Annotated in this window: 19 protein-coding genes and 1 other RNA gene; 12 read left to right on the plus strand and 8 right to left on the minus strand. The window is 59.9% G+C overall.

Annotation, left to right across the window (positions count from 1 at the left end):
* Position 1 precedes the first annotated feature (1 nt).
* Positions 2-373, minus strand: a complete 372-nt coding sequence (gene sufA, locus GF111_RS01375; protein ID WP_004931368.1) for a Fe-S cluster assembly scaffold SufA — start codon at positions 371-373, stop codon at positions 2-4.
* Between the two features lie 527 nt (positions 374-900).
* Here sufA and GF111_RS01380 point away from each other — a divergent pair.
* Positions 901-1,305 carry a hypothetical protein gene (locus tag GF111_RS01380; protein ID WP_047727659.1) on the plus strand — a complete coding sequence of 135 codons (405 nt, stop codon included), beginning with the start codon at positions 901-903 and terminating at the stop codon, positions 1,303-1,305.
* Positions 1,306-1,350: 45 nt separating this feature from the next.
* On the opposite strand, the gene menI is transcribed toward GF111_RS01380, so the two are convergent.
* Both menI and GF111_RS01390 read right to left on the minus strand, forming a co-directional pair.
* Complete coding sequence (menI, locus tag GF111_RS01385) at positions 1,351-1,767, minus strand: 1,4-dihydroxy-2-naphthoyl-CoA hydrolase (RefSeq protein WP_047727660.1); 417 nt, start codon at positions 1,765-1,767, stop codon at positions 1,351-1,353.
* A complete protein-coding gene (locus GF111_RS01390; RefSeq protein ID WP_147191008.1) occupies positions 1,764-4,820 on the minus strand; it encodes an FAD-binding and (Fe-S)-binding domain-containing protein in 3,057 nt (1,018 codons plus the stop codon). Before GF111_RS01390 ends, menI begins: the two co-directional genes overlap by 4 nt.
* Before the next feature lie 244 nt (positions 4,821-5,064).
* Here GF111_RS01390 and ydiK point away from each other — a divergent pair, with 244 nt between their 5' ends.
* Positions 5,065-6,165, plus strand: coding sequence for an AI-2E family transporter YdiK (ydiK, locus tag GF111_RS01395; protein WP_147191006.1), 1,101 nt, complete (start codon positions 5,065-5,067; stop codon positions 6,163-6,165).
* Positions 6,166-6,421: 256 nt separating this feature from the next.
* Positions 6,422-6,531: antisense sRNA RprA (gene rprA, locus GF111_RS01400), an RNA gene on the plus strand.
* A gap of 109 nt (positions 6,532-6,640) precedes the next feature.
* Here rprA and ppsA read toward each other — a convergent pair.
* Positions 6,641-9,019 carry a phosphoenolpyruvate synthase gene (gene ppsA, locus GF111_RS01405; RefSeq protein ID WP_048233560.1) on the minus strand — a complete coding sequence of 793 codons (2,379 nt, stop codon included), beginning with the start codon at positions 9,017-9,019 and terminating at the stop codon, positions 6,641-6,643.
* A 459-nt stretch (positions 9,020-9,478) separates the two neighbouring features.
* Between ppsA and GF111_RS01410 the strand changes: the two genes are divergently transcribed.
* The 9 genes from GF111_RS01410 (at position 9,479) to GF111_RS01450 (ending at position 18,417) form a co-directional block, all read left to right on the plus strand.
* Positions 9,479-10,339, plus strand: a complete 861-nt coding sequence (locus GF111_RS01410; RefSeq protein ID WP_162215433.1) for a pyruvate, water dikinase regulatory protein — start codon at positions 9,479-9,481, stop codon at positions 10,337-10,339.
* A 197-nt stretch (positions 10,340-10,536) separates the two neighbouring features.
* A complete protein-coding gene (locus tag GF111_RS01415; protein WP_038871025.1) occupies positions 10,537-11,583 on the plus strand; it encodes a 3-deoxy-7-phosphoheptulonate synthase in 1,047 nt (348 codons plus the stop codon).
* A 105-nt stretch (positions 11,584-11,688) separates the two neighbouring features.
* Positions 11,689-12,174, plus strand: a complete 486-nt coding sequence (locus GF111_RS01420) for a glutathione peroxidase (protein ID WP_038871031.1) — start codon at positions 11,689-11,691, stop codon at positions 12,172-12,174.
* 171 nt (positions 12,175-12,345) lie between these two features.
* On the plus strand, positions 12,346-12,528 hold the full coding sequence (gene hemP, locus GF111_RS01425; RefSeq protein ID WP_016927944.1) for a hemin uptake protein HemP: 183 nt from the start codon (positions 12,346-12,348) through the stop codon (positions 12,526-12,528).
* 94 nt (positions 12,529-12,622) lie between these two features.
* A complete protein-coding gene (locus GF111_RS01430) occupies positions 12,623-14,704 on the plus strand; it encodes a TonB-dependent hemoglobin/transferrin/lactoferrin family receptor (protein ID WP_147191004.1) in 2,082 nt (693 codons plus the stop codon).
* A gap of 66 nt (positions 14,705-14,770) precedes the next feature.
* A complete protein-coding gene (locus GF111_RS01435) occupies positions 14,771-15,808 on the plus strand; it encodes a hemin-degrading factor (protein WP_047727665.1) in 1,038 nt (345 codons plus the stop codon).
* Positions 15,805-16,635 carry a hemin ABC transporter substrate-binding protein gene (locus tag GF111_RS01440; RefSeq protein WP_038871039.1) on the plus strand — a complete coding sequence of 277 codons (831 nt, stop codon included), beginning with the start codon at positions 15,805-15,807 and terminating at the stop codon, positions 16,633-16,635. The genes GF111_RS01435 and GF111_RS01440 overlap by 4 nt, the downstream gene beginning before the upstream one ends.
* Entirely contained in the window at positions 16,635-17,639 is a 1,005-nt protein-coding gene (locus tag GF111_RS01445) for an iron ABC transporter permease (RefSeq protein ID WP_048233553.1), read from the plus strand. Before GF111_RS01440 ends, GF111_RS01445 begins: the two co-directional genes overlap by 1 nt.
* A complete protein-coding gene (locus GF111_RS01450) occupies positions 17,632-18,417 on the plus strand; it encodes a heme ABC transporter ATP-binding protein (RefSeq protein ID WP_162420046.1) in 786 nt (261 codons plus the stop codon). The genes GF111_RS01445 and GF111_RS01450 overlap by 8 nt, the downstream gene beginning before the upstream one ends.
* 33 nt (positions 18,418-18,450) lie before the next feature.
* On the opposite strand, the gene GF111_RS01455 is transcribed toward GF111_RS01450, so the two are convergent.
* From GF111_RS01455 to GF111_RS01470, 4 genes are all read right to left on the minus strand, one after another.
* On the minus strand, positions 18,451-19,893 hold the full coding sequence (locus tag GF111_RS01455; RefSeq protein ID WP_147191002.1) for a YdiU family protein: 1,443 nt from the start codon (positions 19,891-19,893) through the stop codon (positions 18,451-18,453).
* 260 nt (positions 19,894-20,153) lie between these two features.
* Positions 20,154-20,885 (minus strand): EAL domain-containing protein, encoded by a 732-nt coding sequence (locus tag GF111_RS01460; RefSeq protein WP_038871047.1) that lies wholly within the window; start codon positions 20,883-20,885, stop codon positions 20,154-20,156.
* Between the two features lie 512 nt (positions 20,886-21,397).
* Entirely contained in the window at positions 21,398-22,411 is a 1,014-nt protein-coding gene (locus GF111_RS01465; RefSeq protein WP_162420048.1) for a lipoate--protein ligase A, read from the minus strand.
* A 59-nt stretch (positions 22,412-22,470) separates the two neighbouring features.
* A complete protein-coding gene (locus tag GF111_RS01470) occupies positions 22,471-22,935 on the minus strand; it encodes an NlpC/P60 family protein (RefSeq protein ID WP_016927954.1) in 465 nt (154 codons plus the stop codon).
* Positions 22,936-22,986: the final 51 nt, after the last annotated feature.

Genomic DNA, 22,986 nt, shown 5'->3' on the forward strand with positions numbered 1-22,986 from the left:
CTCAAACGCCAAAGCTCTCGCCGCACCCGCAGGCATGCTGAGCTTTAGGGTTGTTGAATTTGAATATCTGATTCAGCCCTTCGCGGACATAATCTACCGTGGTGCCGTCGATGAACGGCATAGCCTTCAGCGGCACATAGAGTTTGGCGCCGTCGCGCTCAAACAGCAGATCGTCATCAGCGGGTTCGCGGGTCAGATCCAGAACATAGGCAAAGCCGGCGCAGCCGGATTGTTTCACCCCTAGCTGCAGCCCTTTCACCTGCGGATCCTGCTGCATCAGTTTCGTTATTTGTCGTACGGCGCTGTCGCTGAGCGAAATGCCTTGCCAGACATTTTCATCCAGAGAAAAAGTGCCGACATTTTCCGTTTGCATAGGGTCTACCTCACACTCGTGTTTGGCCACAGCCAATCTGGGTTGCTTATATGTTAGTGATAACGATTATCACTTCAACCGTTTGTTTTGCGGGGGTATCCGCCGCGAGCGCGGTTTTTCGCTGCGGCGTGCGGCAAGCCAACGGGACACCCGTGGCGGCTTGCGGCGTCAGGCGGCAAGGTGTGCATGCTATCCCTATGAATTCGTTATCTATCCTGCATCACCGTACCGTGTTCCCCGGTGGCCCGTCAGCGTTACAGCGCTGCGGTGCGTTGCCGTTCTAAACATTCATAGAAAATACCTATTTCTGCATTCTGTCTGTCGTAAATGTGCGTTTATCGGCATTTCGTGGCGCGGCGCAAGCGCGTGGCCCTCAGGTTAAAGTTTAGTCGCTCAGGATTAAGTTGGGTCGGCGGCGGTCTTTTACTCTCCTGAGCAATAAAAAAACGCCGCGCCGGGATTGATCGGCAACGCGGCAGTTTATATGATAATGATTATCATTCAATTTGAATTTGAGCGCGAAGCCAATGACTCTTTCGATCAACGCATGGTTGCTGGGCAAGATTGATGAATACAAATTCAGCGTGCGCGACGCCACGGTGGACTTTTATATGGCCGAAGCGGCGCTGCGGCGCCCGGAATGCAATATCGACCATCTGAAGCGGTACAACAGCGTCAGCCTCACCATGGCCAATCTTTGTCTGGAGAACGGCGACGACGACAGCTACCTGCACGCGCTCAGCAAGCTGCACAACCGGCTGATCGTCGAGATCAACAACCCACAGCGCTGCCAGCTGTTTCGGGTGCAAAGCTACCACTTCGCCCGCCACACGCTGACGCTGATCTGCCAAAAATATGCAATGGAAGGCACCTGGGAGAAGGCGAACGCGTTTCAGAAGGACTTCGTCAAACGCGTGCCGTTTCAGCTGTAAGGCGAAAGGCTCCGCAGACCGATCGCCTGCGGAAACCGGCGGGGATCAGTCGATGACCGCCGTGGTCAGACGCGAGGTGCAGCACAGCCGATCGCGCGCGTCGAAGATCTCGATTTGCCACACCTGATGGCGACGGCCGACGTGCAGTGCGCGACACACCCCGCGCACCTGGCCATCGAACACCGCGCGCAGATGGTTGGCGTTGATCTCCAGCCCCACCACTTTCTGCTCGCCTTCGCTGCACAGGTAGCCGGCCATCGATCCCATCGACTCCGCCAGCACCACCGATGCCCCGCCGTGCAACAGCCCGAACGGCTGCCGGGTGCGGCCATCGACCGGCATGGTGGCCTCGAGGAAATCGTCGCCCAGCAGGGTAAACTCGATGCCCACATGGCTGACCATGCAGCCGTCGCCGGCGCGGTTCAGCTGCTCCAGCGATGTTTCACGTTTCCACAATTTCACTCAATCATCTCCAGAAGTGCCTGTAATGGGTGGCGCACGCCATTGCCCTCGATGCGTTTCACCTGGCTGCGGCAAGAATAGCCGGTCGCCAGGCAGCGCTGCCGCGGCAAACGCTGCAGCGTCGGATGCCATGATAGCTCATAAATGCCGAGCGAGTTTTGCAGGTTCTTGGCTTCATGGCCGTAAGTGCCCGCCATGCCGCAGCAGCCGACGCTGACGTTCTCCAGTTTGGCGCCGAAGCGGGCGAAGATCGCCGCCCACTGTTGGCCGCTGGCCGGCAGCGCGGTGGTTTCGGTGCAGTGGCCGAACAGATACCACGGCTCGCCGGTCGCCGGCTGTTCGGCGCGATCCGCTATCCGCTGCTGCAGCCATTCATGCACCAACTGCACCTGGAAATCGCCGCGTTCGGCGCCGAGGATCTCGCGGTATTCGTCGCGGTAGCACAGCACCAGCGCCGGATCGACGCCCACCAGCGGCATGCCGAGCTGCGCCACGCGGTTGAGGAAATCGGCGGTTTTGCGCGCGGTGCGGGCAAAGCGCGTCAGGAAACCTTTCACATGCTGCGCCTTGCCGTTCGGCGAGAACGGCAGCAGCACCGGTTTATAGCCGAGCTTCTCCACCAGCCGGACAAAGTCCGCCACCACTTTGGCGTCGTAATAGCTGGTGAACGGATCCTGGACGATCAGCACGTGTTCTGCGCGCTGCTCGGCGCTCAGCCCTTCCAGCTGCTCCAGCGTCAGCGTGGTCGCGCGATGGCCGGACAGCTGCTGACGCAGCGTCGGGCTGGACAGCAGCGGCAGATCGACCATGCCGATGGCGTTGCGGCTCATCTCCCGCAGCCACGGCTGGCGGAAGAAGAAGTTGAACACCTTCGGCGCGCGGGCCATCAACGGGGTATAGCTCTCCACGCCGGCGACCATGTAGTCGCTTACCGGGCGCAGATAGCGGGTGTGGTAGAGCTGCAGGAAGCGCGAACGGAATCCCGGCACGTCAATCTTGATCGGGCACTGGGTGGAGCAGGCCTTGCAGGCCAGGCAACCGGACATCGCCTCTTTCACTTCGTGCGAGAAATCATACTCGCCCTTGCCGGCATGCCAGCTGTTGCGGGTCTTTTCGATCAAACCGCGCAGGCTGACTCGCTGCTGCGGCAACTGTTTTTCCAGCGCCAAAGGATCGACGCCCTGCTCGGCCAACAGACGCAGCCACTCGCGCACCAGCGTCGCCCGCCCTTTCGGTGAATGAATGCGGTTGCCGCTGATCTTCATCGACGGGCACATCGGGCTGCGCACGTCGAAGTTGAAGCACAGGCCGTTGCCGTTACACTCCAGCGCGCCGCGGAATGAGGTGCGCACCTCGACCGGGATCTGGCGATCGAAGGTGCCGCGTTTGACCGCGTCCACCTGCATCATCGGCGCATCCACCGCCAGCGGCGAACAGATCTTGCCCGGGTTCAGGCGGTTATCGGGATCGAATGCCGCCTTGATGCGGCGCAGCTCTTCATACAACGCTTCGCCGAAGAACTCAGGGCTGTATTCCGCGCGGAACCCCTTGCCGTGCTCCCCCCACAGCAGGCCGCCGTATTTGGCGGTCAGCGCCACCACCCGATCGGAGATTTGCTTCATCAGCACCTCCTGCTGCGGGTCGCACATGTCCAGCGCCGGGCGCACGTGCAGCACCCCGGCGTCGACGTGGCCGAACATGCCGTAGCTCAGGTGGTGGTCGTCGAGCAGTTGACGAAATTCAACGATATAGTCCGCCAGGTGTTGCGGCGGCACGCAGGTGTCCTCGGCGAACGGAATCGGTTTGGCGCGCCCTTTGGCGTTGCCCAGCAGCCCGACCGCCTTCTTGCGCATGTTGTAAATGCGCTCGATGCCCGCCAGATCGCCGCAGATTTGGTAACCGATCACGCCGCCCTGCCGCTGCGCGATCAGTTCGTCCAGCCGTTGGCAAAGGGATTCCATCTGGCCGTCGATCAGCGCCCGATCGTCGCCGGCGAACTCGACGATGTTCAGCCCGAGCATCTCTTTATCCGGCACGTCGGCGATCAGTTCGTTCACCGAGTGCCAAACGATGTCTTCACGCGCCAGGTTCAGCACCTTGGAATCGATGGTTTCCACCGACAGCGCCTTGGCTTCGACCATAAAGGGCGCATTGCGCAGCGCCGAGTCGAAGGAGTCGTATTTTACGTTAACCAAACGGCGCACTTTCGGCAGCGGCGTGATGTCCAGCCGCGCCTCGGTGATAAACGCCAGCGTGCCTTCGGCGCCGGTCAGGATGCGCGTCAGATCGAAGGTTTGCAGATCGTCGCTCAGCACATGGCGCAGATCGTAACCGGTGAGGAAGCGGTTGAGCTTGGGGAATTTCTCCAGGATCAGCGCACGCTGCTCGCGGCAGCGGCTCAGCACCGTGCGGTAGATGCGTCCTTCAGCGGTCTCTTCCAGAGCAATCGTTTCCGCCAGCGCCGTCGGCATGGCGCGGGTATCGATCATCTCACCGCCCAGCAGCACCGCCCGCAGGCCCAATACGTGGTCGGAGGTTTTGCCGTACACCAGCGAGCCCTGGCCGGAGGCGTCGGTGTTGATCATGCCGCCCAGCGTGGCGCGGTTGCTGGTGGACAGTTCCGGCGAGAAGAAGTAGCCGAACGGCCGCAGATATTGATTCAGCTGATCCTTGATCACCCCGGCTTCGACTTTTACCCAGCCTTGTTCGACGTTGATCTCCAGAATGCGGTTCATATGGCGCGACATATCGACCACGATGCCGGTATTGAGCGACTGGCCGTTGGTGCCGGTGCCGCCGCCGCGCGGGCTGAAGGTCAGCGTCTTGAATCGCTCTTCCCCGGCCAGACGGGCGATCAGCGCCACGTCGGCGGTGGAACGGGGGAACACCACCGCATCGGGCAACAGCTGATAGATGCTGTTGTCGGTGGCCATCGTCAGCCGGTCAGCGTAGCTGGTGGCGGTGTCGCCGTTGAATCCGTTTTGCTTCAGTGCTTCCAAAAAGTCGAGCACCCGTTGAACGAGGCCGGGCGCCTGAGAAATCTGTGGGATCATTCGCTTTTTGACCCTGTCCGTCTATTTTTTATGCGCTGATGTACGCTGAATCGGGCCTTTAATTCAGACCCACCCTATTTTTTAGTGACACTAAAAACTAACATACTCGTTTAGTGAAGGCATTCACATTATTACCGCCCTGCGAGCGCCGCCACAGGCGGCCGCCCGGCGGTGAGAAACCGACCGACAGGCACCCCGATTCGCCGGTGCCAGGGATTTAATTGACCAGGATGAGAAGCCACTGATGCCACTCCCGCAATCGCGTTACGACTTACCGCGAATTATTTTCGGCGTGCTGTTTATCGCCATCATGATCGTCGCCTGTTTTTGGGTGATCCAACCGTTTATTCTCGGCTTCGCCTGGGCGGGCATGGTGGTGATCGCCACCTGGCCGCTGCTGCTCAAACTGCAAAAACTGCTGTGGGGCCGCCGTTCGCTGGCGGTGTTGGTCATGACCCTGCTGCTGATCCTGCTGTTCATTCTGCCAATCTCCCTGCTGATCAGCAGCGTGGTGGATAACAGCGCGCCGCTGATCGCCTGGGCCAGTTCACCGGGCAAGCTGCACATTCCCGACCTCGCCTGGCTGCAGTCCGTGCCGAGGATCGGCGACAGGCTCTACACCAGCTACCACACGCTGGTTAACGCCGGCGGCGCCGCGCTGCTGGCGAAGGTGCAGCCGTACTTCGGCCAGACCGCCACCTGGTTCGTGGCACAGGCGGCGCATATCGGCCGTCTGCTGCTGCACTGCGCGCTGATGTTGCTGTTCAGCGCATTGCTGTATGCGCGCGGCGAGCAGGTGGCACTGGGTATCCGCCACTTTGCGGTGCGCCTCGGTTCTGCGCGCGGCGATGCGGCGGTGCTGTTGGGCGGCCAGGCGATCCGCGCCGTTGCGCTGGGCGTGGTGGTGACGGCGCTGGTGCAGTCGGTGCTGGGTGGTATCGGTCTGGCGGTGAGCGGCATTCCGGCCGCCACCCTGTTGACGATGCTGATCTTTATCTGCTGCGTGGCGCAATTGGGGCCGCTGTTGGTGCTGGTGCCGGCCATCATCTGGCTGTACTGGCATGGCGATACCACCTGGGGCACCGTGCTGCTGGTCTGGAGCTGCGTGGTAGCCACGCTGGATAACGTGCTGCGCCCGGTGCTGATCCGCATGGGCGCCGATCTGCCGCTGCTGCTGATCCTGTCCGGCGTTATCGGCGGTTTGCTGGCCTTCGGTATGATTGGCCTGTTCATCGGCCCGGTGGTGTTGGCGGTATCTTATCGCCTGCTGACCGCCTGGATGAATGAAGCGCCGGAGCCGACCACCGCGCCGGGGCAAGTCATCGAAGATCTGGAAAAACGCTAATCCCCCCTTCCGCCCGCATCGTCGGGCGGAATATTTCGCCCCGTCATTATTCCTACCTCATTCGAGTAATATCTACGCCAAATATAATGCCGCCATATATTGATTGGGGCTCGGCGAATGAAAGGTGCAATGTAAATCCCTGTGTATTGCAAGCGGTAAAAAGAGATAACGCCCGCAAATAAAATGTGATGCCGCTATCGATTAGGATGATTCTTAATGACTAGTCGCGTTCAAAAATCTAGTATTATGGCCATCTATTGCTTCAAATCACTGATTTTAAAGCAACCTTTCTGAACTATGTAATGCCATACATGTGAATTGCTGTGTGTAGTCTTTGCCCATCTCCTACGGTGGGCTTTTTTTTATTCTTTTTTCGCCAAATTGATTATTTTACGCGCCGTTATTTACATTCAGAAATAAAAAGGCCGCAGCGTAAACTGCGGCCTGGCGTTAATGCCTTAGCGATGCCGAGACATTATTTCTTTTTCGACAAATTGATCCAGGTCTGCACCACGGTGTCCGGATTGAGCGACAGGCTGTCGATGCCCTGCTCCATCAGCCACTCGGCGAAGTCTTCGTGGTCGGACGGGCCCTGGCCGCAGATGCCGACGTATTTGCCGTGGCGCTTGGCCGCCTGAATCGCCATCGACAGCAGCGCTTTCACCGCCTCGTTGCGTTCGTCGAACAGCTCCGACACCACGCCGGAATCGCGATCCAGCCCCAGCGCCAGCTGGGTCATGTCGTTGGAACCGATAGAGAAGCCGTCGAAGTGCTCGAGGAACTGATCCGCCAACAGCGCATTGGACGGGATCTCGCACATCATGATCACTTTCAGCCCGTTTTCGCCGCGCTTCAGCCCCTGACGCGCCAGCTCGGCCACCACCGCTTCCGCCTGCGCCACGGTGCGCACGAACGGCACCATGATTTCGACGTTGGTCAGCCCCATTTCGTTACGCACGCGTTTCACCGCCTCGCACTCCAGCGCGAAGCAATCGCGGAAGCTGTCGGCCACGTAACGGCCGGCGCCACGGAAGCCCAGCATCGGGTTCTCTTCGTGCGGTTCATACTTGTCACCGCCCACCAGGTTGGCGTACTCGTTGGATTTGAAGTCGGACAGACGCACGATCACGCGCTTCGGCCAGAACGCGGCGCCCAGCGTCGCAATGCCTTCGGTCAGGCGGCCGACGTAGAACTCGACCGGATGATCGTAACCCTGCATCAGCGCGCGAATTTCGTTTTGCAGCGCCGGCGTCTGCTGGTCAAACTCCAGCAGCGCGCGTGGGTGCACGCCGATCATGCGGTTGATGATAAATTCCAGCCGCGCCAGGCCCACGCCTTCATTCGGCAAACGCGCGAAGTCGAAGGCGCGATCCGGGTTGCCGACGTTCATCATGATCTTCAGCGGCAGATCCGGCAGCTCGGTCACTTCGGAGCTCTGCACGCTAAAGTCCAGCATATCGCTGTAAACGAAGCCGGTGTCGCCTTCCGCGCAGGAGACGGTGACTTTCTGGCCGTCTTTCAGCACGTCGGTGGCGTGGCCACAGCCCACCACCGCCGGAATGCCCAGCTCACGGGCGATGATCGCCGCGTGACAGGTGCGCCCGCCGCGGTTGGTGACGATCGCGGCGGCTTTCTTCATGATCGGTTCCCAATCCGGGTCGGTCATGTCGGTGACCAACACGTCGCCCGGCTGGATGCGATCCATTTCGCTGATGTCGTGGATCACTTTCACCGGGCCGGCGCCGATGCGGTGGCCGATGGCGCGGCCTTCCACCAGCACCGGGCTGGAACCGTTCAGCTGGTAGCGCTCCATGGTCTGCTCGTTGGAGCGCACGGTCTCCGGGCGCGCCTGCACGATCAGCAGCTTGCCGGTATGGCCGTCTTTCGCCCACTCGATATCCATCGGGCGGCCGTAATGTTTTTCGATCAGGATCGCCTGCTGCGCCAGCGCCTGCACTTCGTCATCCGTCAGCGAGAAACGGCTGCGCTGCGCTTCCGGCACGTCTTCGATACGCACCTGCTTGCCGTGATCCTGCGACGGTGCGTACACCATGCGGATCTTTTTCGAGCCCAGGTTGCGGCGCACGATCGCCGGCTTGCCGTTTTGCAGCGTCGGTTTGTGCACGTAGAACTCATCCGGGTTCACCGCGCCCTGCACCACCATTTCGCCCAAACCGAAGGCGGAGGTGATGAACACCACCTGATCAAAGCCGGACTCGGTGTCGATGGTGAACATCACGCCCGAGGAGGCCAGATCGGAGCGCACCATGCGCTGTACGCCCGCCGACAGCGCCACGCCGCGGTGGTCATAGCCCTGATGCACGCGATACGAGATGGCGCGGTCGTTGAACAGCGACGCGAACACGTGCTTGATCGCCACCATCACGGCGTCGATGCCCTGCACGTTGAGGAAGGTTTCCTGCTGGCCGGCAAAGGACGCGTCCGGCATGTCTTCCGCCGTGGCGGAGGAGCGCACCGCAAAGGAGGCTTCCGGCTCGCCGTCGGCGAGCTGTTGGTAAGCCTGATGAATTTCACGTTCGAACTCGGCGTGGAACGGCGTGTCGATCACCCATTGGCGGATCTGGGCGCCGGCCTTGGCCAGTTGTACAACGTCGTCAACGTCGGTCTGATCCAGTAGCTGATAGATGCGCTGGTTAACACCGCTTTGTTCGAGGAAATCGTTAAACGCCTGTGCGGTGGTGGCAAAACCGTTTGGCACGGCCACGCCCAAATCGGAAAGATTGGTGATCATTTCACCGAGGGAGGCGTTTTTGCCGCCGACACGGTCAACGTCGTGCATGCCAAGCTGGTTGTACCAAAGCACATTACGCAAGTCTGGGCCATTGTTGGACATCGAGACAATCCTTATTGCTATCAGTAGGGTAAAGACGGATTTAATTCGCTTGCTTTACGGCGCCGCTAACACGGAACCGAATCAGACTAGCACACTGATCTGGGGAAAATGGAAAGGTGAATCGATCAACCCACTGAAGAAAGTGGTTTTTAAGAGAATGTCCTAACCGGCTGATTTGCCTGGGAACCGTTCCCAATCGCACGAAAAGCTTAGTTCTCAACAAATTACGTTCTTTTTAAACTTCTGTTTTAATGACCACGCAAACGCTACCGTTTTTGGTGAAAATAGCGGCAAACTTGCGTTTCGGATCGAAAAGCGTCGCTGCGCCACGATTTTTACCGTCGTCAAAGTGCGCTTTTCTTCACGCGCCGCCGCAAGGCGGTTTACCGCCCCGCCGTCACAATTTTTTCCCTCGCCCCTTTACCGGCGAATCGTCTGCGGCTAATGATATTGGCAGTGATGACAGCAGGAACACCGTTCTCAGGTAAGGAGCCTCGGGTGGAAAGAAGCGTTTTTTATATTTCGGATGGTACGGCGATCACCGCCGAAGTGCTGGGGCACGCGGTGCTGTCGCAGTTCCCGGTCACGGCAACCACGTACACCTTGCCGTTTGTCGAAACCGAGGCCCGCGCACGCGCAGTTCGCCAACAAATCGATGATATCTATAATGAAACCGGCGTGCGGCCGCTGGTGTTTTACTCCATCATCTCGCCGGAAGTGCGCGATGTGATCGTCCAGAGCCAGGGCTTCTGCCAGGATATCGTGCAGGCGCTGGTCGGCCCGCTGCAGGGCGAGCTGGACGTGGAACCGACGCCGGTGCCGAACCGCACCCATGGCCTGACCGCCAGCAACCTCGGCAAGTACGATGCCCGCATCGCCGCCATCGACTATACCCTGGCGCACGATGACGGCATTTCGCTGCGCAACCTCGATCAGGCGCAGGTGATCCTGCTCGGCGTGTCGCGCTGCGGCAAAACCCCCACCAGCCTTTATCTGGCGATGCAGTTCGGCATCCGCGCCGCCAACTATCCGTTTATCGCCGACGATATGGACAATTTGCACCTGCCGGCTTCGCTGAAACCGTTTCAGCATAAATTATTCGGCCTGACCATCGATCCGGAGCGCCTGGCGGCGATCCGCGAAGAGCGGCGCGAAAACAGCCGCTACGCCTCATTGCGCCAGTGCCGCATGGAGATCGCCGAGGTCGAGGCGCTGTTCCGCAAAAACCAGATCCGCTATCTCAATACCACCAACTATTCGGTCGAAGAGATCTCCACCAAAATCCTCGATATCCTCGGCATGAGCCGCCGCATGTTCTGATCTTTTCCTCGCGGGGCCGTCGCGCCCCGCCGCCTGCCGTTTATTTCAGCAGCAGCTGATTTTTTTGTGCTTTTTTTCGCGGCTTTGATCAACAGAACGCAATCTCTACGGTTGAATTCAGCGCTTTTTGCGTTATTGTGATCGCCATCACTTCCCGGCACTCCTGCCGCAGAGAAGAACAGTTTCCAGGGAACAACATGTACAAAACAGATGAACTGCGGACCGCGCGCATCGACAGCCTCGTCACGCCGCAAGCGTTGGCAGACAAGCTGCCGATCTCGGCGGCCGTCGCCGATAACGTGACAGCGTCACGAAAACGCATTGAAAAAATCCTCACCGGTGAAGACCGCCGCCTGTTGGTGGTGATCGGCCCCTGCTCCATCCACGATCTCGACGCCGCCGTCGATTACGCCGGCCGGCTGAACGCCCTGCGCGAGCGCTACCAGGATCGCCTGGAGATCGTGATGCGCACCTACTTCGAAAAACCGCGCACCGTCGTCGGCTGGAAAGGCCTGATCTCCGATCCGGCGCTGGACGGCACCTTCCAGGTCAACCGCGGCATCGAAATGGCGCGCCGCCTGCTGCTGGAAGTGAACCAGCTCGGCCTGCCGACCGCCACCGAATTCCTGGACATGGTGGTCGGCCAATACATCGCCGATCTGATCAGCTGGGGTGCCATCGGCGCGCGCACCACCGAAAGCCAGATCCACCGTGAAATGGCCTCGGCGCTCTCCTGCCCGGTCGGCTTCAAAAACGGCACCGACGGCAACACCCGCATCGCCATCGATGCCATTCGCGCGGCGCGCGCCGGGCACATGTTCCTGTCGCCGGACAAACATGGCCAGATGACCATCTACCAGACCAGCGGCAATCCGTATGGCCACATCATCATGCGCGGTGGCAAAACGCCGAACTACCACGCCAGCGACATCGCTACCGCCTGCGACAGCCTGCGCGAGTTCGATCTGCCGGAGCACCTGGTGATCGACTTCAGCCACGGCAACTGCCAGAAGATGCACCGCCGCCAGCTGGAAGTGGCCGACAACGTCTGCCAGCAGATCCGCGCCGGCTCCGCCGCCATCACCGGCGTGATGGCGGAAAGCTTCCTGGTGGAAGGCACGCAGAAAATCGTCGCCGGCCAGCCGCTGACCTATGGCCAGTCGATCACCGATCCTTGCCTGAGCTGGTCCGACAGCGAGCAGCTGCTGGCGATGCTGGCGGATGCGGTCGATAGCCGTTTCTGACGCAACCTAGGCCGGGGCTTCGCCCCGGCTTTATCCCTCCCACCCCGCTCATCTATACTGATTACAACCTCTTTGCACCCGCCGAAACGCACCTGGAGCCCCGGCATGATTCACTCTCTGTTATCCATCCCCTGCGTCACGCTGCAAGGCGAGCAAAAAACGCTGGGCGATTTCCCGGCGCGCGCTTATCTGGTAGTCAACACCGCCAGCAAGTGCGGCTTTACCCCGCAATACCGCGGGCTGGAAAATTTGTGGCAATACTATCGCGAACGCGGCCTGGTGGTGCTCGGCTTCCCCTGCAACCAGTTTGGTTCTCAGGAGCCGGGCAGCCCGCTGGAGATCGCCAACTTTTGCAGCCTCAACTACGGCGTCAGTTTCCCGCTGTTCAGCAAGATAGACGTTAACGGCCCCGGCGCACACCCGCTGTTCAATGAGCTGAAACGCCTGGCGCCCGGCATTTTGGGTAGCCGCCGCATCAAGTGGAATTTCACCAAGTTCCTGCTCACCGCCGACGGCCAGCGCGTCACACGCTTTGCACCGATCACCAAGCCCGAACGTCTGTTTGACCGCATCGAAACCCTGCTGAAATAACGCCCCTTTTTTACGGGCCGAGTGCGCTTGGCCCGCCGCCGGATGTCCATTCGACAAAAAGGTTCCATCGGTAAGAAAATTTTCCTTGATGTAACCTTTCCTTCACATGATAATGATTCTCAATTTGATATTAATTACCATTTAATGATCTGTTTTATAAGCACAATGATGATGGATACTGCCAACACGCCTACTCCCGCCGCCGCGGCCCCGACCGAGCACAGCGCAAACGCGCCGCCCAGCTACGACAGCGCACAGCTGCTCGGCGCCGACGGCATCGCGTTCATTACCCATCAGGGCCAGCGCTATCAGCTGCGGCAGACCAAAGCCGGGAAATTGATCCTGACCAAATAACCACAGCATCCTCAAACGCCAGCCACCCCGATCTTTTGATCCAGGCAGCCAGCAAATCTATTGATATGTTTTATTACATACGGAGAGTTGCACCATGCCTCTGACATTTTCCACCCGGCTGCGTTTTTCCGCTTTGAGTCTGGCGATTGCCTGCGCTCTGCCTACGGTGGCCTTGGCACAAAACACCAGCACAACATCCTCTTCCAACGCGGCAGCGGCCAAAAAAGCCAAAGCCGCCGACGAGACCATGACCGTGGTCGCCACCGGCAACCAACGCAGCAGCTTTGAAGCGCCGATGATGGTCACGGTGATCGAAGGCAACTCGCCGGAAAGCCAGACCGCCACCTCGGCCGCCGATATGCTGCGCCGCGTGCCGGGCATCACCGTCAACGGCACCGGGCGCAGCAACGGTCAGGACGTAACGATGCGCGGCTACGGCAAAAACGGCGTGCTGACGCTGGTCGACGGCATCCGCCAGGGTACCGATACCGGTCACATCGGCGGCACCTTCCTCGATCCGGCGCTGGTCAAGCGCATTGAAATCGTGCGTGGCCCCTCTGCGTTGCTGTACGGCAGCGGCGCACTGGGCGGCGTCATCGCCTACGAGACCGTCGATGCCGCCGATCTGCTGCTGCCGGGCCACGATACCGGGTTCCGCGTCTATGGGTCCGCCGGCACCGGCGATCACAGCCTGGGCATGGGCGCCAGCGCTTACGGCAAGACCGATAACCTCGACGGCCTGCTGTCGTTCGGCACCCGCGACGTCGGCAATCTGCGTCAGGGCAACGGCTTCGATGCGCCAAACGACGAAACCATCAGCAACGTGCTGGCCAAAGGCACCTGGAAAATCGACGACAATCAGTCATTGAGCGGCGCTCTGCGTTACTACAACAACAGCGCCCAGGAGCCGAAAAACCCGCAGACGCCGGGCATCTCGAGCAGCAACCCGGTGACCAACCGCTCCACCATCCAGCGCGATGCCGCTCTGAGCTATAAGCTCAAGCCGGTCGGCCAGGATTGGCTGGACGCCACCTTGAAACTGTATACCTCGGAAGTCAAAATCAATGCGCACAACGCCGGTGCGACCGACGAATTCCGCAAGCAGACCACCAACGGCGGCAAGTTGGAAAACCGCACGCGTCTGTTCGCCGACAGCTTTGCGTCACACCTGCTGACCTACGGCTCCGAGGTCTATGAACAGAAACAGCAGCCGGGCGGCGCCACCACCAGCTTCCCGCAGGCCAAGATCAACTTCGCCTCCGGCTGGCTGCAGGATGAAATTACGCTGCGCGATCTGCCCATCACGCTGCTCGCCGGCACCCGCTATGACAATTACAAAGGTTCAAGCGACGGTTATGCCGATGTCAATGCTGACAAGTGGTCGTCACGCGGCGCAGTCAGCATTACCCCCACCGATTGGTTGATGCTGTTCGGCTCCTACTCTCAGGCGTTCCGCGCGCCGACGATGGGTGAGATGTACAACGACTCCAAACACTTTTCGATACCCATGGGGCCTACCACCCTCACCAACTATTGGGTGCCTAACCCAAATTTGAAACCAGAAACCAACGAAACCCAAGAGTACGGATTTGGTCTGCGTTTCGATGATTTGATGCTGGCCGATGATAGCCTGCAGTTCAAAGCCAGCTACTTCGATACCAAGGCTAAGGATTACATCACTCCCGATTACACCATGGAGATAGGGCGTGGGCCACGCGGGCCTTACTGCATCAGCTGCACCACATTTTCAACCAACGTCGATCGCGCCAAGATCTGGGGATGGGACACGGCACTCAGTTATAAAACACCGTGGTTTGGCTGGGACTTGGCCTATAACCGCACCCGTGGCAAAAATGAAGCGACCGGTGAATGGCTGGCCGACATCAACCCGGATACCGTCACCAGCTCGCTGGACGTGCCACTGGGCGCAACCGGTCTGTCCGTCGGCTGGGTCGCCACCTTCGCCGAGCGCGCCAAGCGAGTGCCCACCACCTACTCGGAACAAGGCGGATACGGCGTCAACGACTTCTATCTGAGCTATAAGGGCCGCGATCGTCTGCAGGGCGTGACCACCACCGTAGTGCTGGGCAACGCCTTCGACAAAGAATATTACTCGCCGCCGGGCATCCCGCAGGATGGCCGCAACGCCAAACTGCTGGTCAGCTACCAGTGGTAATCATTTGACTATCTGGCGGACAACCCGGTTGTCCGCCGTTCGCATCACAGCGCAGGAGAATCCCGCATGAGCAACACCCTATACGAACGCTACCAACAGGCTAAAATCGATCACCCCGGCAAGTACGCCCGCGATCTGGCGGCGATCCTTGGCGTCAGCGAAGCGGAGCTGACGCACGCCCGCGTCGGCCACGACACTCGCCGCCTGCAGGCCGATGCGCGCACCCTGCTGACCGAGCTTGAGCAGGTCGGCGTCACCAAGTCCATCACCCGCAACAGCTATGCGGTGCATGAGCAGATGGGCCGCTACCGCAACCAGCACCTCAACGGCCACGCCGGGCTGATCCTCAACCCGCGCGAGCTGGATCTGCGCCTGTTCCTCAACCACTGGACCAGCGTTTTCGCCATGAGCGAAACCAACAAGCGCGGCGTGCGCCACAGCATCCAGTTCTTCGACCAACAGGGCGATGCACTGCACAAGGTCTACACCACCGAAGAGACCGATCTGCCGGCCTGGATGGCACTGGTGGAACGCCATCTGAGCGAAGAAAACCCGGCGCTGGCGCTGCAGCCCACCGAGGCGAGCACCGCGGATGAAACGACGCAGGATCATGCCAAAATCGACGGTGAATGGCGCGCGATGACCGACGTTCACCAGTTCTTCCAGCTGCTGAGCCGCAACAAACTGACGCGCCAGCAGGCGTTCCGCGCCGTCGGCGACGATCTGGCCTATCAGGTGGACAACAGCGCGCTGTCGCAGCTGCTGGAAGCGGCGCAGCAGCAGCAAAACGAGATCATGATCTTCGTCGGCAACCGCGGCTGCGTGCAGATCTTCACCGGCCAGATCGAACGTTTGATGCCGCAGGAAGGCTGGATCAACGTGTTCAACCGCCGCTTCACGCTGCATCTGATCGAAGACGCCATCGCCGAAAGCTGGATCACCCGCAAGCCGACCAAGGACGGCATCGTCACCAGCCTGGAGCTGTTCGCCGCCGACGGCACGCAGATTGCGCAGCTGTATGGCCAGCGTACCGAAGGGCAGCCGGAACAAACCCAGTGGCGCGAGCAGGTTGCCGCGCTCGCCGCCAAGGACATCGCCGCATGAAATCTTCCTTGATCCGCCGCCTGGCGTTGATGATGGCGCTGGCGCTGCCGCTCACCGCTGCGGCGGCGCAGCGCATCGTCTCGATCGGCGGCGACGTGACGGAAATCGCCTTCGCACTGGGCGCCGGCGACGAGGTGATCGCCCGCGACAGCACCAGTCTGCACCCGGAAGCGGTGAAAAAGCTGCCGGACGTCGGCTATATGCGCCAGCTGAATGCCGAAGGCATTTTGGCGCTGAAGCCGACGCTGGTGCTGACGACCGAGCTGGCACAGCCGGCGCTGGTGCTCAAACAGCTGGCGGACAGCGGCGTCAACGTGGTCAGCGTACCGGGTGACACCACCCTGCAGGCGGTGCCGCAGAAAATCGCTACGATTGCCGCCGCGCTGCAGCGCGTTGAGCAAGGCAAACAGCTGAGCGAGCGCTATCAACAACAGCTGGCGGCGGTCGACACCTCTCCGCTGCCGGTCAAGGTGCTGTTCGTGATGAGCCACGGCGGCATCACGCCGATGGCCGCCGGGCAACACACCGCCGCCGACGCGGTGATTGCCGCCGCCGGATTGAAAAACGCCATGCAGGGTTTTGACCGCTACCGTCCGCTGTCGCAGGAAGGCGTCATCGCCAGCGCGCCGGATCTGTTGCTGGTCACCACCGACGGCGTGCGCACCCTCGGCGGCGAACAGCAGCTGTGGACGCTGCCGGGCCTGGCGTTGACGCCGGCAGGCAAGCAGCGCCGCGTACTGATCGTCGATGACATGGCGCTGCTGGGCTTCGGTCTGGAAACGCCGGCGGCGCTGGCCAAACTGCGCCACGCGGCGGAGCAAAAGTAATGCGCTGTCGCACCTCGCCTCAGTTGGCCATCATCGGTCTGCTGGTGTTGCTGACGCTGCTGGCGCTGGTCGCCGCCAACCTGGGCGCGCTGACGCTGTCGTTTCGCACCCTGTGGCGCGAACCTTTCAGCGACGCCGCCTGGCACATCTGGTTGAACATCCGCCTGCCGCGCGTGCTGCTGGCGGTGGTGATCGGCTGCGCGCTGGCGGTATCCGGTGCGGTGATGCAGGGGCTGTTCCGCAACCCGCTGGCGGATCCGAGCCTGCTGGGCATCAGCAGCGGGGGCGCGCTGTTTGTCGCCCTGTTCATCGTGATGCCGCTGGCGTTGCCGGTGACGATCGCGCTGTACGGCCATATGCTGGCGGCGTTCCTCGGCAGCCTGCTGGTGTCGCTGTTGATCTACGGCATCAGCCGCAGCGGGCACGGCAATCTGTCGCGGCTGCTGCTGGCGGGCATCGCCATCAACGCCCTGTGCATGGCGGCCATCGGCGTGCTCTCTTACGTCAGCAGCGATCAACAGCTGCGCCAGTTCTCGCTGTGGATGATGGGCAGCCTCAGCCAGTCACAGTGGCCGACGCTGGCGGTTTCCGCCTCGCTGATCCTGCCAGCCGCGTTGCTGACGCTGCTGCAGGCGCGCCGGTTGAACCTGTTGCAGCTGGGGGACGAAGAGGCCCACTACCTCGGGGTGAACGTCCAGCGCGCCAAGCTGCAGTTGCTGTTGCTGAGCGCCTTGCTGATCGGCGCGGCGGTAGCGATGAGCGGCGTGATCGGCTTCGTCGGTTTGGTGGTGCCGCATCTGGTACGCATGCGCCTCGGCGGCGATCACCGCTGGCTGCTGCCCTGCTCCGCGCTGGGCGGCGCCTGCCTGCTTCTGGTCAGCGATACGCTGGCGCGCACGCTGGTGGCGCCGGCCGAAATGCCGGTAGGGTTGATGACCAGCCTGATCGGCGGTCCTTACTTCTTGTGGCTGGTGATGCGCCAGCGGGAGCGAACCGGTGGATAACGCCGCCTGCCTGACGGCCCGAGAGCTGCGCTACAGCCTCGGTGCGCGCCGCCTGATCAACGACGTATCGCTCAGCCTTGCCGGCGGTGAAATGGTAGCGATTATCGGCCCTAACGGCGCCGGAAAATCGACGCTGCTGCGCTTGCTGACCGGCTATTTGACGCCGGACTGCGGCGAATGTCGCCTGCTTGATCGCCCGCTGGAACAGTGGGCGCAGCAGCAGTTGGCCAAAGTCCGAGCCGTGATGCGCCAGTACAGCGATCTGGCGTTTCCGTTCAGCGTGGAGGAAGTGGTCAGCATGGGGCGGGCGCCGCACGGCAAACGCGACGAGCATCAGGCGATCCAACAGGTGATGGCGCAGACCGATTGCCTGGCGCTGGCGCAGCGCGACTACCGCCAACTGTCCGGTGGCGAACAACAGCGGGTGCAGCTGGCTCGGGTGTTGGCGCAGCTGTGGCAACCGCAGCCGTCTCCCGCCTGGCTATTTCTCGACGAGCCGACCTCGGCGCTGGATCTGTACCACCAGCAGCACAGCCTGCGCCTGCTGCGCTCGCTGACGCGCCAACAGCCGCTGGGCGTCTGCTGTGTGCTGCACGACCTCAACCTGGCAGCGCTGTACGCCGATAGGATCCTGCTGCTGCATCAGGGGCGTCTGGTGGCGAGCGGCACGCCGCAGGAGGTGTTGCAGACGGAGATCCTCACCCGCTGGTATCAGGCCGATCTCGGCGTGGTGCATCATCCCGAAGTGTCGCTGCCGCAGGTCTACCTGCGTCAATAACGTCAAGGGCGCCATTAAGCGCCCTTTTTCATCTCAGCTGGAGCAGGAAATCTCCAGATGTTTGCCCCAGTCCGGCGGCAGCACGGCGAGATCGTCGTATTCCGGCGCATCGTCGAACGGCCGCAGCAGGGCCTGATGCAACCGCTGCAAACGGCCCACGTTGTCTTGCTCCGCGTCTTCAATGGCCTGCTGCGCCAGATAGTTGCGCAGGATCAGGCGCGGGTTCACCGCCTTCATCGCCCGTTGCCGCTCCGCATCGCTCACCTGCTCCTGCTGCAAACGCTGACGATACTGCTGATACCAGGAATCGAACGCCGCGCGGTCGATAAACTCGTCGCGCAGTGGCGACTGCACCTGTTGCTGTTCAGTGTCGCTCAACAGGCGGAACGTGCGGGTATAGTCCCGCCCTTCCTGCGCCATCAGGCTCAACAAACCGGTGAGCACGTCATTGTCCTGCGCCGTCGGCGTGAAGAAGCCGAGTTTGGCGCGCATCTGTTCGCCGTAGGCGCGCATCAGCGCCGGTTCATACGCCGCCAGCGCCTGCTGCAGCTGTTCAGTGGTCATCAGCTCCGACAGGGTCTGCGCCAGGCGATGCAGGTTCCACAGCGCCACCGCCGGCTGATTGTCGAAGGCGTAACGCCCCTGATGGTCGGAGTGATTGCAGATATAACCGGGCTGATAGTCATCGAGGAAGCCGTAAGGGCCGTAGTCAATGGTGATGCCGAGAATCGACATGTTGTCGGTGTTCATCACGCCGTGAGCGAAACCGACGGTTTGCCAATGGGCGATCAGGCGCGCCGTCCGTTCCACCACGTCGGTAAACCACAGCAGGTAACGCTCAGCCTGATCCTGCAGCTGCGGCCAGTGACGGGCAATGACGAAATCCGCCAGCTGCCGCACCTGCTCCGGCTGTTTGCGGTAGTAAAAGTGCTCAAAGTGGCCAAAGCGCACGTGGCTTTCCGCCACCCGCATCAGCATGGCGCCGCGTTCCGGCTGCTCGCGGAACACCGGCTGCCGGCTGGTCACGATGGTCAACGCCCGGGTGGTCGGGATCCCCAGATGATGCAGCGCCTCGGAGGCCAGAAACTCGCGGATCACCGAGCGCAGCACCGCGCGGCCATCCCCCATACGCGAATAGGGCGTCAGCCCGGCGCCCTTCAGGTGCCAGTCGCGGTGGCTGCCGTCCGCCAGGACCTGTTCGCCCAGTAAAATGCCGCGGCCATCCCCCAGCTGCCCGGCCCATACGCCAAACTGGTGGCCACTGTACACCTGTGCCAACGGCTGCATGCCGGGCAGCAGCGTTTCTCCCGCCCAAATGGGGGTTTTATCCGGGCTAAACCAGCTTTCATCCAGCCCCAACTCGCGCGCCAGCGGCTCGCTGTGGTACAGCAGGCGCGCATCCTTGAGCGGCGTCGGGTGCAGGGCGGTGTAGAAACCGGGTAACTGTTGGTAGTAAGCGTTATCGAACTGCGGCATAGGCCCTCCGTTTCAGCGTAGTGTAGAGCCTGGACGGGCGGATTAACACCGAAGGAATGCAGGGAGAACGCATCCGCCTGTCGCCAGGACGGATGCGGGGAGTTTGGCGTTTCCACCTGACGGAGGAAACGCGGTTTAACGCGGGCTGACAAAACGGTGTCATCAGCCAAAAAACGATGGCGAATAACGGCGACGGAATCACGGCAAACATCACCCCGCGCATTATTTACCTCATTGTGTGTAGTTTTTTATATCACTTCTTAATTATTGAACTCGCTGGGCTTCGCCAGCAAAGTTTGCAGATTATCCACACCAACGCTGGGCCATAAAAAACCTTGCAGGCCTAAAACACCGGCGTATCTGAGTTTATTAAAGTACTCTTTTTTCTCTATTCCTCCGACGATCACGCCTTTACACAACAGGTTGATATTCTTTAACAACGAGTCGATGACCACGTCATACCCCTGGTGGGTAAACAGCTGCCAGTAAAAACGCTTGTCTATCTTTACATAGTCAAACAAACCATCATACAGCGCGGTCAAGGTGGCTTTACCGGAACCGAAATCATCGAGCCACAGCGTAAACATTTCGCTTAATCGCTGCACGTACGGGTTGTTCTTCCCGGCCGAAAGATTCGAAAAACTCTCACTCATTTCGAATGCAATAAAAGGATATTGCCTGATCCATTGGCACAATGCCGGATCGGAAAGAATAAGTTCGACGATGGTTTCTTCGATATTGATGGTCAACTGCACGCTGTTACCGGTAAACCAGTCCGCGTGCCGCTCCGCAAGTTTCAATTGCTCATTAAATAACTCAATCCTTTGTTCAGGCGCCAATAAATTAATCCCAATTTCGGCCGGCATGGCTAAATCACCGTCGAGACTGTTGAAACGGCTCAACATTTCCACCGCCAACAGCCTGCCCTCCATTGAGTAAACAGGTTGAAAAACATAGCTACTAATAAAGTCAGCTTCGAGTTGGATGTTCATTTTAATGCCACAGGATGAATGGCTAGCGTATCATCGTATATCAATATATTTTATCGATCAATCCTTCTGGGATTAATCGGAAATATCAATGCAAATACCCATGAAATATCATTTAATTGATAGATTAAAGCTATACGACAATCGCGAAAGGCGCAAAAGAAAAGCAGCTGAACTTATGCCCCCTTTCTCGCCCAATGCGTGATATGAAAAGGTATTTGGCTTAAGGGGATTGGATGACGGGCTAAATTTGACTTATCTCCGTTGTTTTATTTAAGAAAAATCTTAAATAAAGTAAAATAATCTTTCTGCTGTAACGCCGATTTTTCCTGCCGTTAACGATGACTGATTAAATTTAATAACGCATCAATTCCGCCCGTTATTCTCAGCATTGAAAACGTAAAAAAATGCCCACCTTGATTTTCAGAAAATCTGCGCTACACCCCTGCGAAGCGTCGATTTCAGCGATAAAAAAAGGGATGAGCACGCTCATCCCCTTCACCATCCCATACCGGCTAACGGATCGTTTCGCTCAGCCATTGCCGCAGTTCGGTCAATTCGGCCGCCTGTTGCGGATAATCCGCCATCAGCCGATCGCAGCAGGCGGCAACGGGCTCGCTGCGATACGCGCAGCCCACCAGCGCTTCCGCCAGCCGCTGCAGCGGGGCGGGATTCAGGCTGTCGGTGAACACCTGCGCGCGAGCAATCGTTCCCTTCTCCACGTCGAAGAACAGATCCACGCCGCCCCAGACGAAGCGCTCATTAAGCAGATGGCTGAATGCCGGCGCCTTGCCGAAATTCCATTCCCAACTGCTCTGTTTGGCGAACTGCGCGGCAAAATCGGGCAAATCGGGGAATACGTCCGGCGAAATGATCTCCGGCTCGGCCGTCTCGCCATAGTGGGCAAAAAAGGCCTGCACGATGGCTTCGCACACCTGCTCATGGCTGATACCCGGCAAAAACTCCGCCAAATTGGCGATGCGCGAACGCACCGAGGTGATGCCCTTGGCCTGCAGCTTTTTGGGATCCGGATTGAGGTAGTCCGCCAACCGCTCCAGATCGGCGTTCAGTAGCAGCGTGCCGTGGTGGAAACCACGGTCCTGGGTTTCTCGATAGGCCGAGCCGGATATTTTGCGCGGCCCGTCGGCGGTTTCCATCACCAGATCGTTGCGCCCCGACGCGCCGGCCGTGACGCCCAGCTGCCGCAGCGCTTGCAGAATGATGTCGGTCGAGACGCTTTTGTCGTAACCCGGTTTGCCGGCCATAAAGGTGAAACAGGTGTTGCCCAGGTCGTGAAATACCGCCCCGCCGCCGCTGCTGCGCCGCGCCAGCCGAATGCCGTCCTGCTCCATGCGCCGGGTGTTGCACTCTTTCCAGGGATTCTGCGACTGGCCGATCACGACCGTTTCGGCATTGCGCCACAGAAAGAGAATTTTTTGCGTGGTCATCTCGCGGAAGATGCATTCTTCCACCGCCAGGTTAAACCAGGGATCGTAGGAATCGGAGATCAGTAAACGCAGACTGTTCATGGCAGGCACCGTTCAAAACACGTGATGCCGCCATGATACACCAAATCAATAGGTTAAGGCTAAATGCGTCGCGCCTGCCAGTACACCCGCTTCCAGTAGACGTTATCGAGCGAGGAGCGGATCACTCCGCGGCTGGTCGAAGCGTGGATAAATTGGTCGTTGGTATCGTAAATGCCGACGTGCAGGCCGTTCTCACCGCCGCCGGTTTTGAAGAACACCAGGTCGCCCGGCATCAGCTCATCACGCGAAACCTTGGTGCCCAGCGAAGTTTGCTCTTCGGTCGAACGCGGCAACTGCATGTCGAAACGATCGCGGAACGTGCGGTAAACAAAGCCGGAACAATCTACGCCGCCGCGATCCAGGCCGCCGTAACGGTACGGCGTGCCGTACCACTGACGCAGTTGCTCGTTGAGCTGGGCCACCACCACGATAGAGTCCGCCAGGCGGCCGCTCGGCGGCGGCGCATGGCTGCTGCAGCCGGCGAGGATCAAACTGGCTAATAAAAACCACACACGCATCCGCATAATATTCCTTCATTGAACACGCTGCCGCATTATGCCAATCGGCACACCACC

It is taken from the genome of Serratia sp. HRI, assembly GCF_010119335.3.
GTDB classification, from domain to species: domain Bacteria; phylum Pseudomonadota; class Gammaproteobacteria; order Enterobacterales; family Enterobacteriaceae; genus Serratia; species Serratia nevei.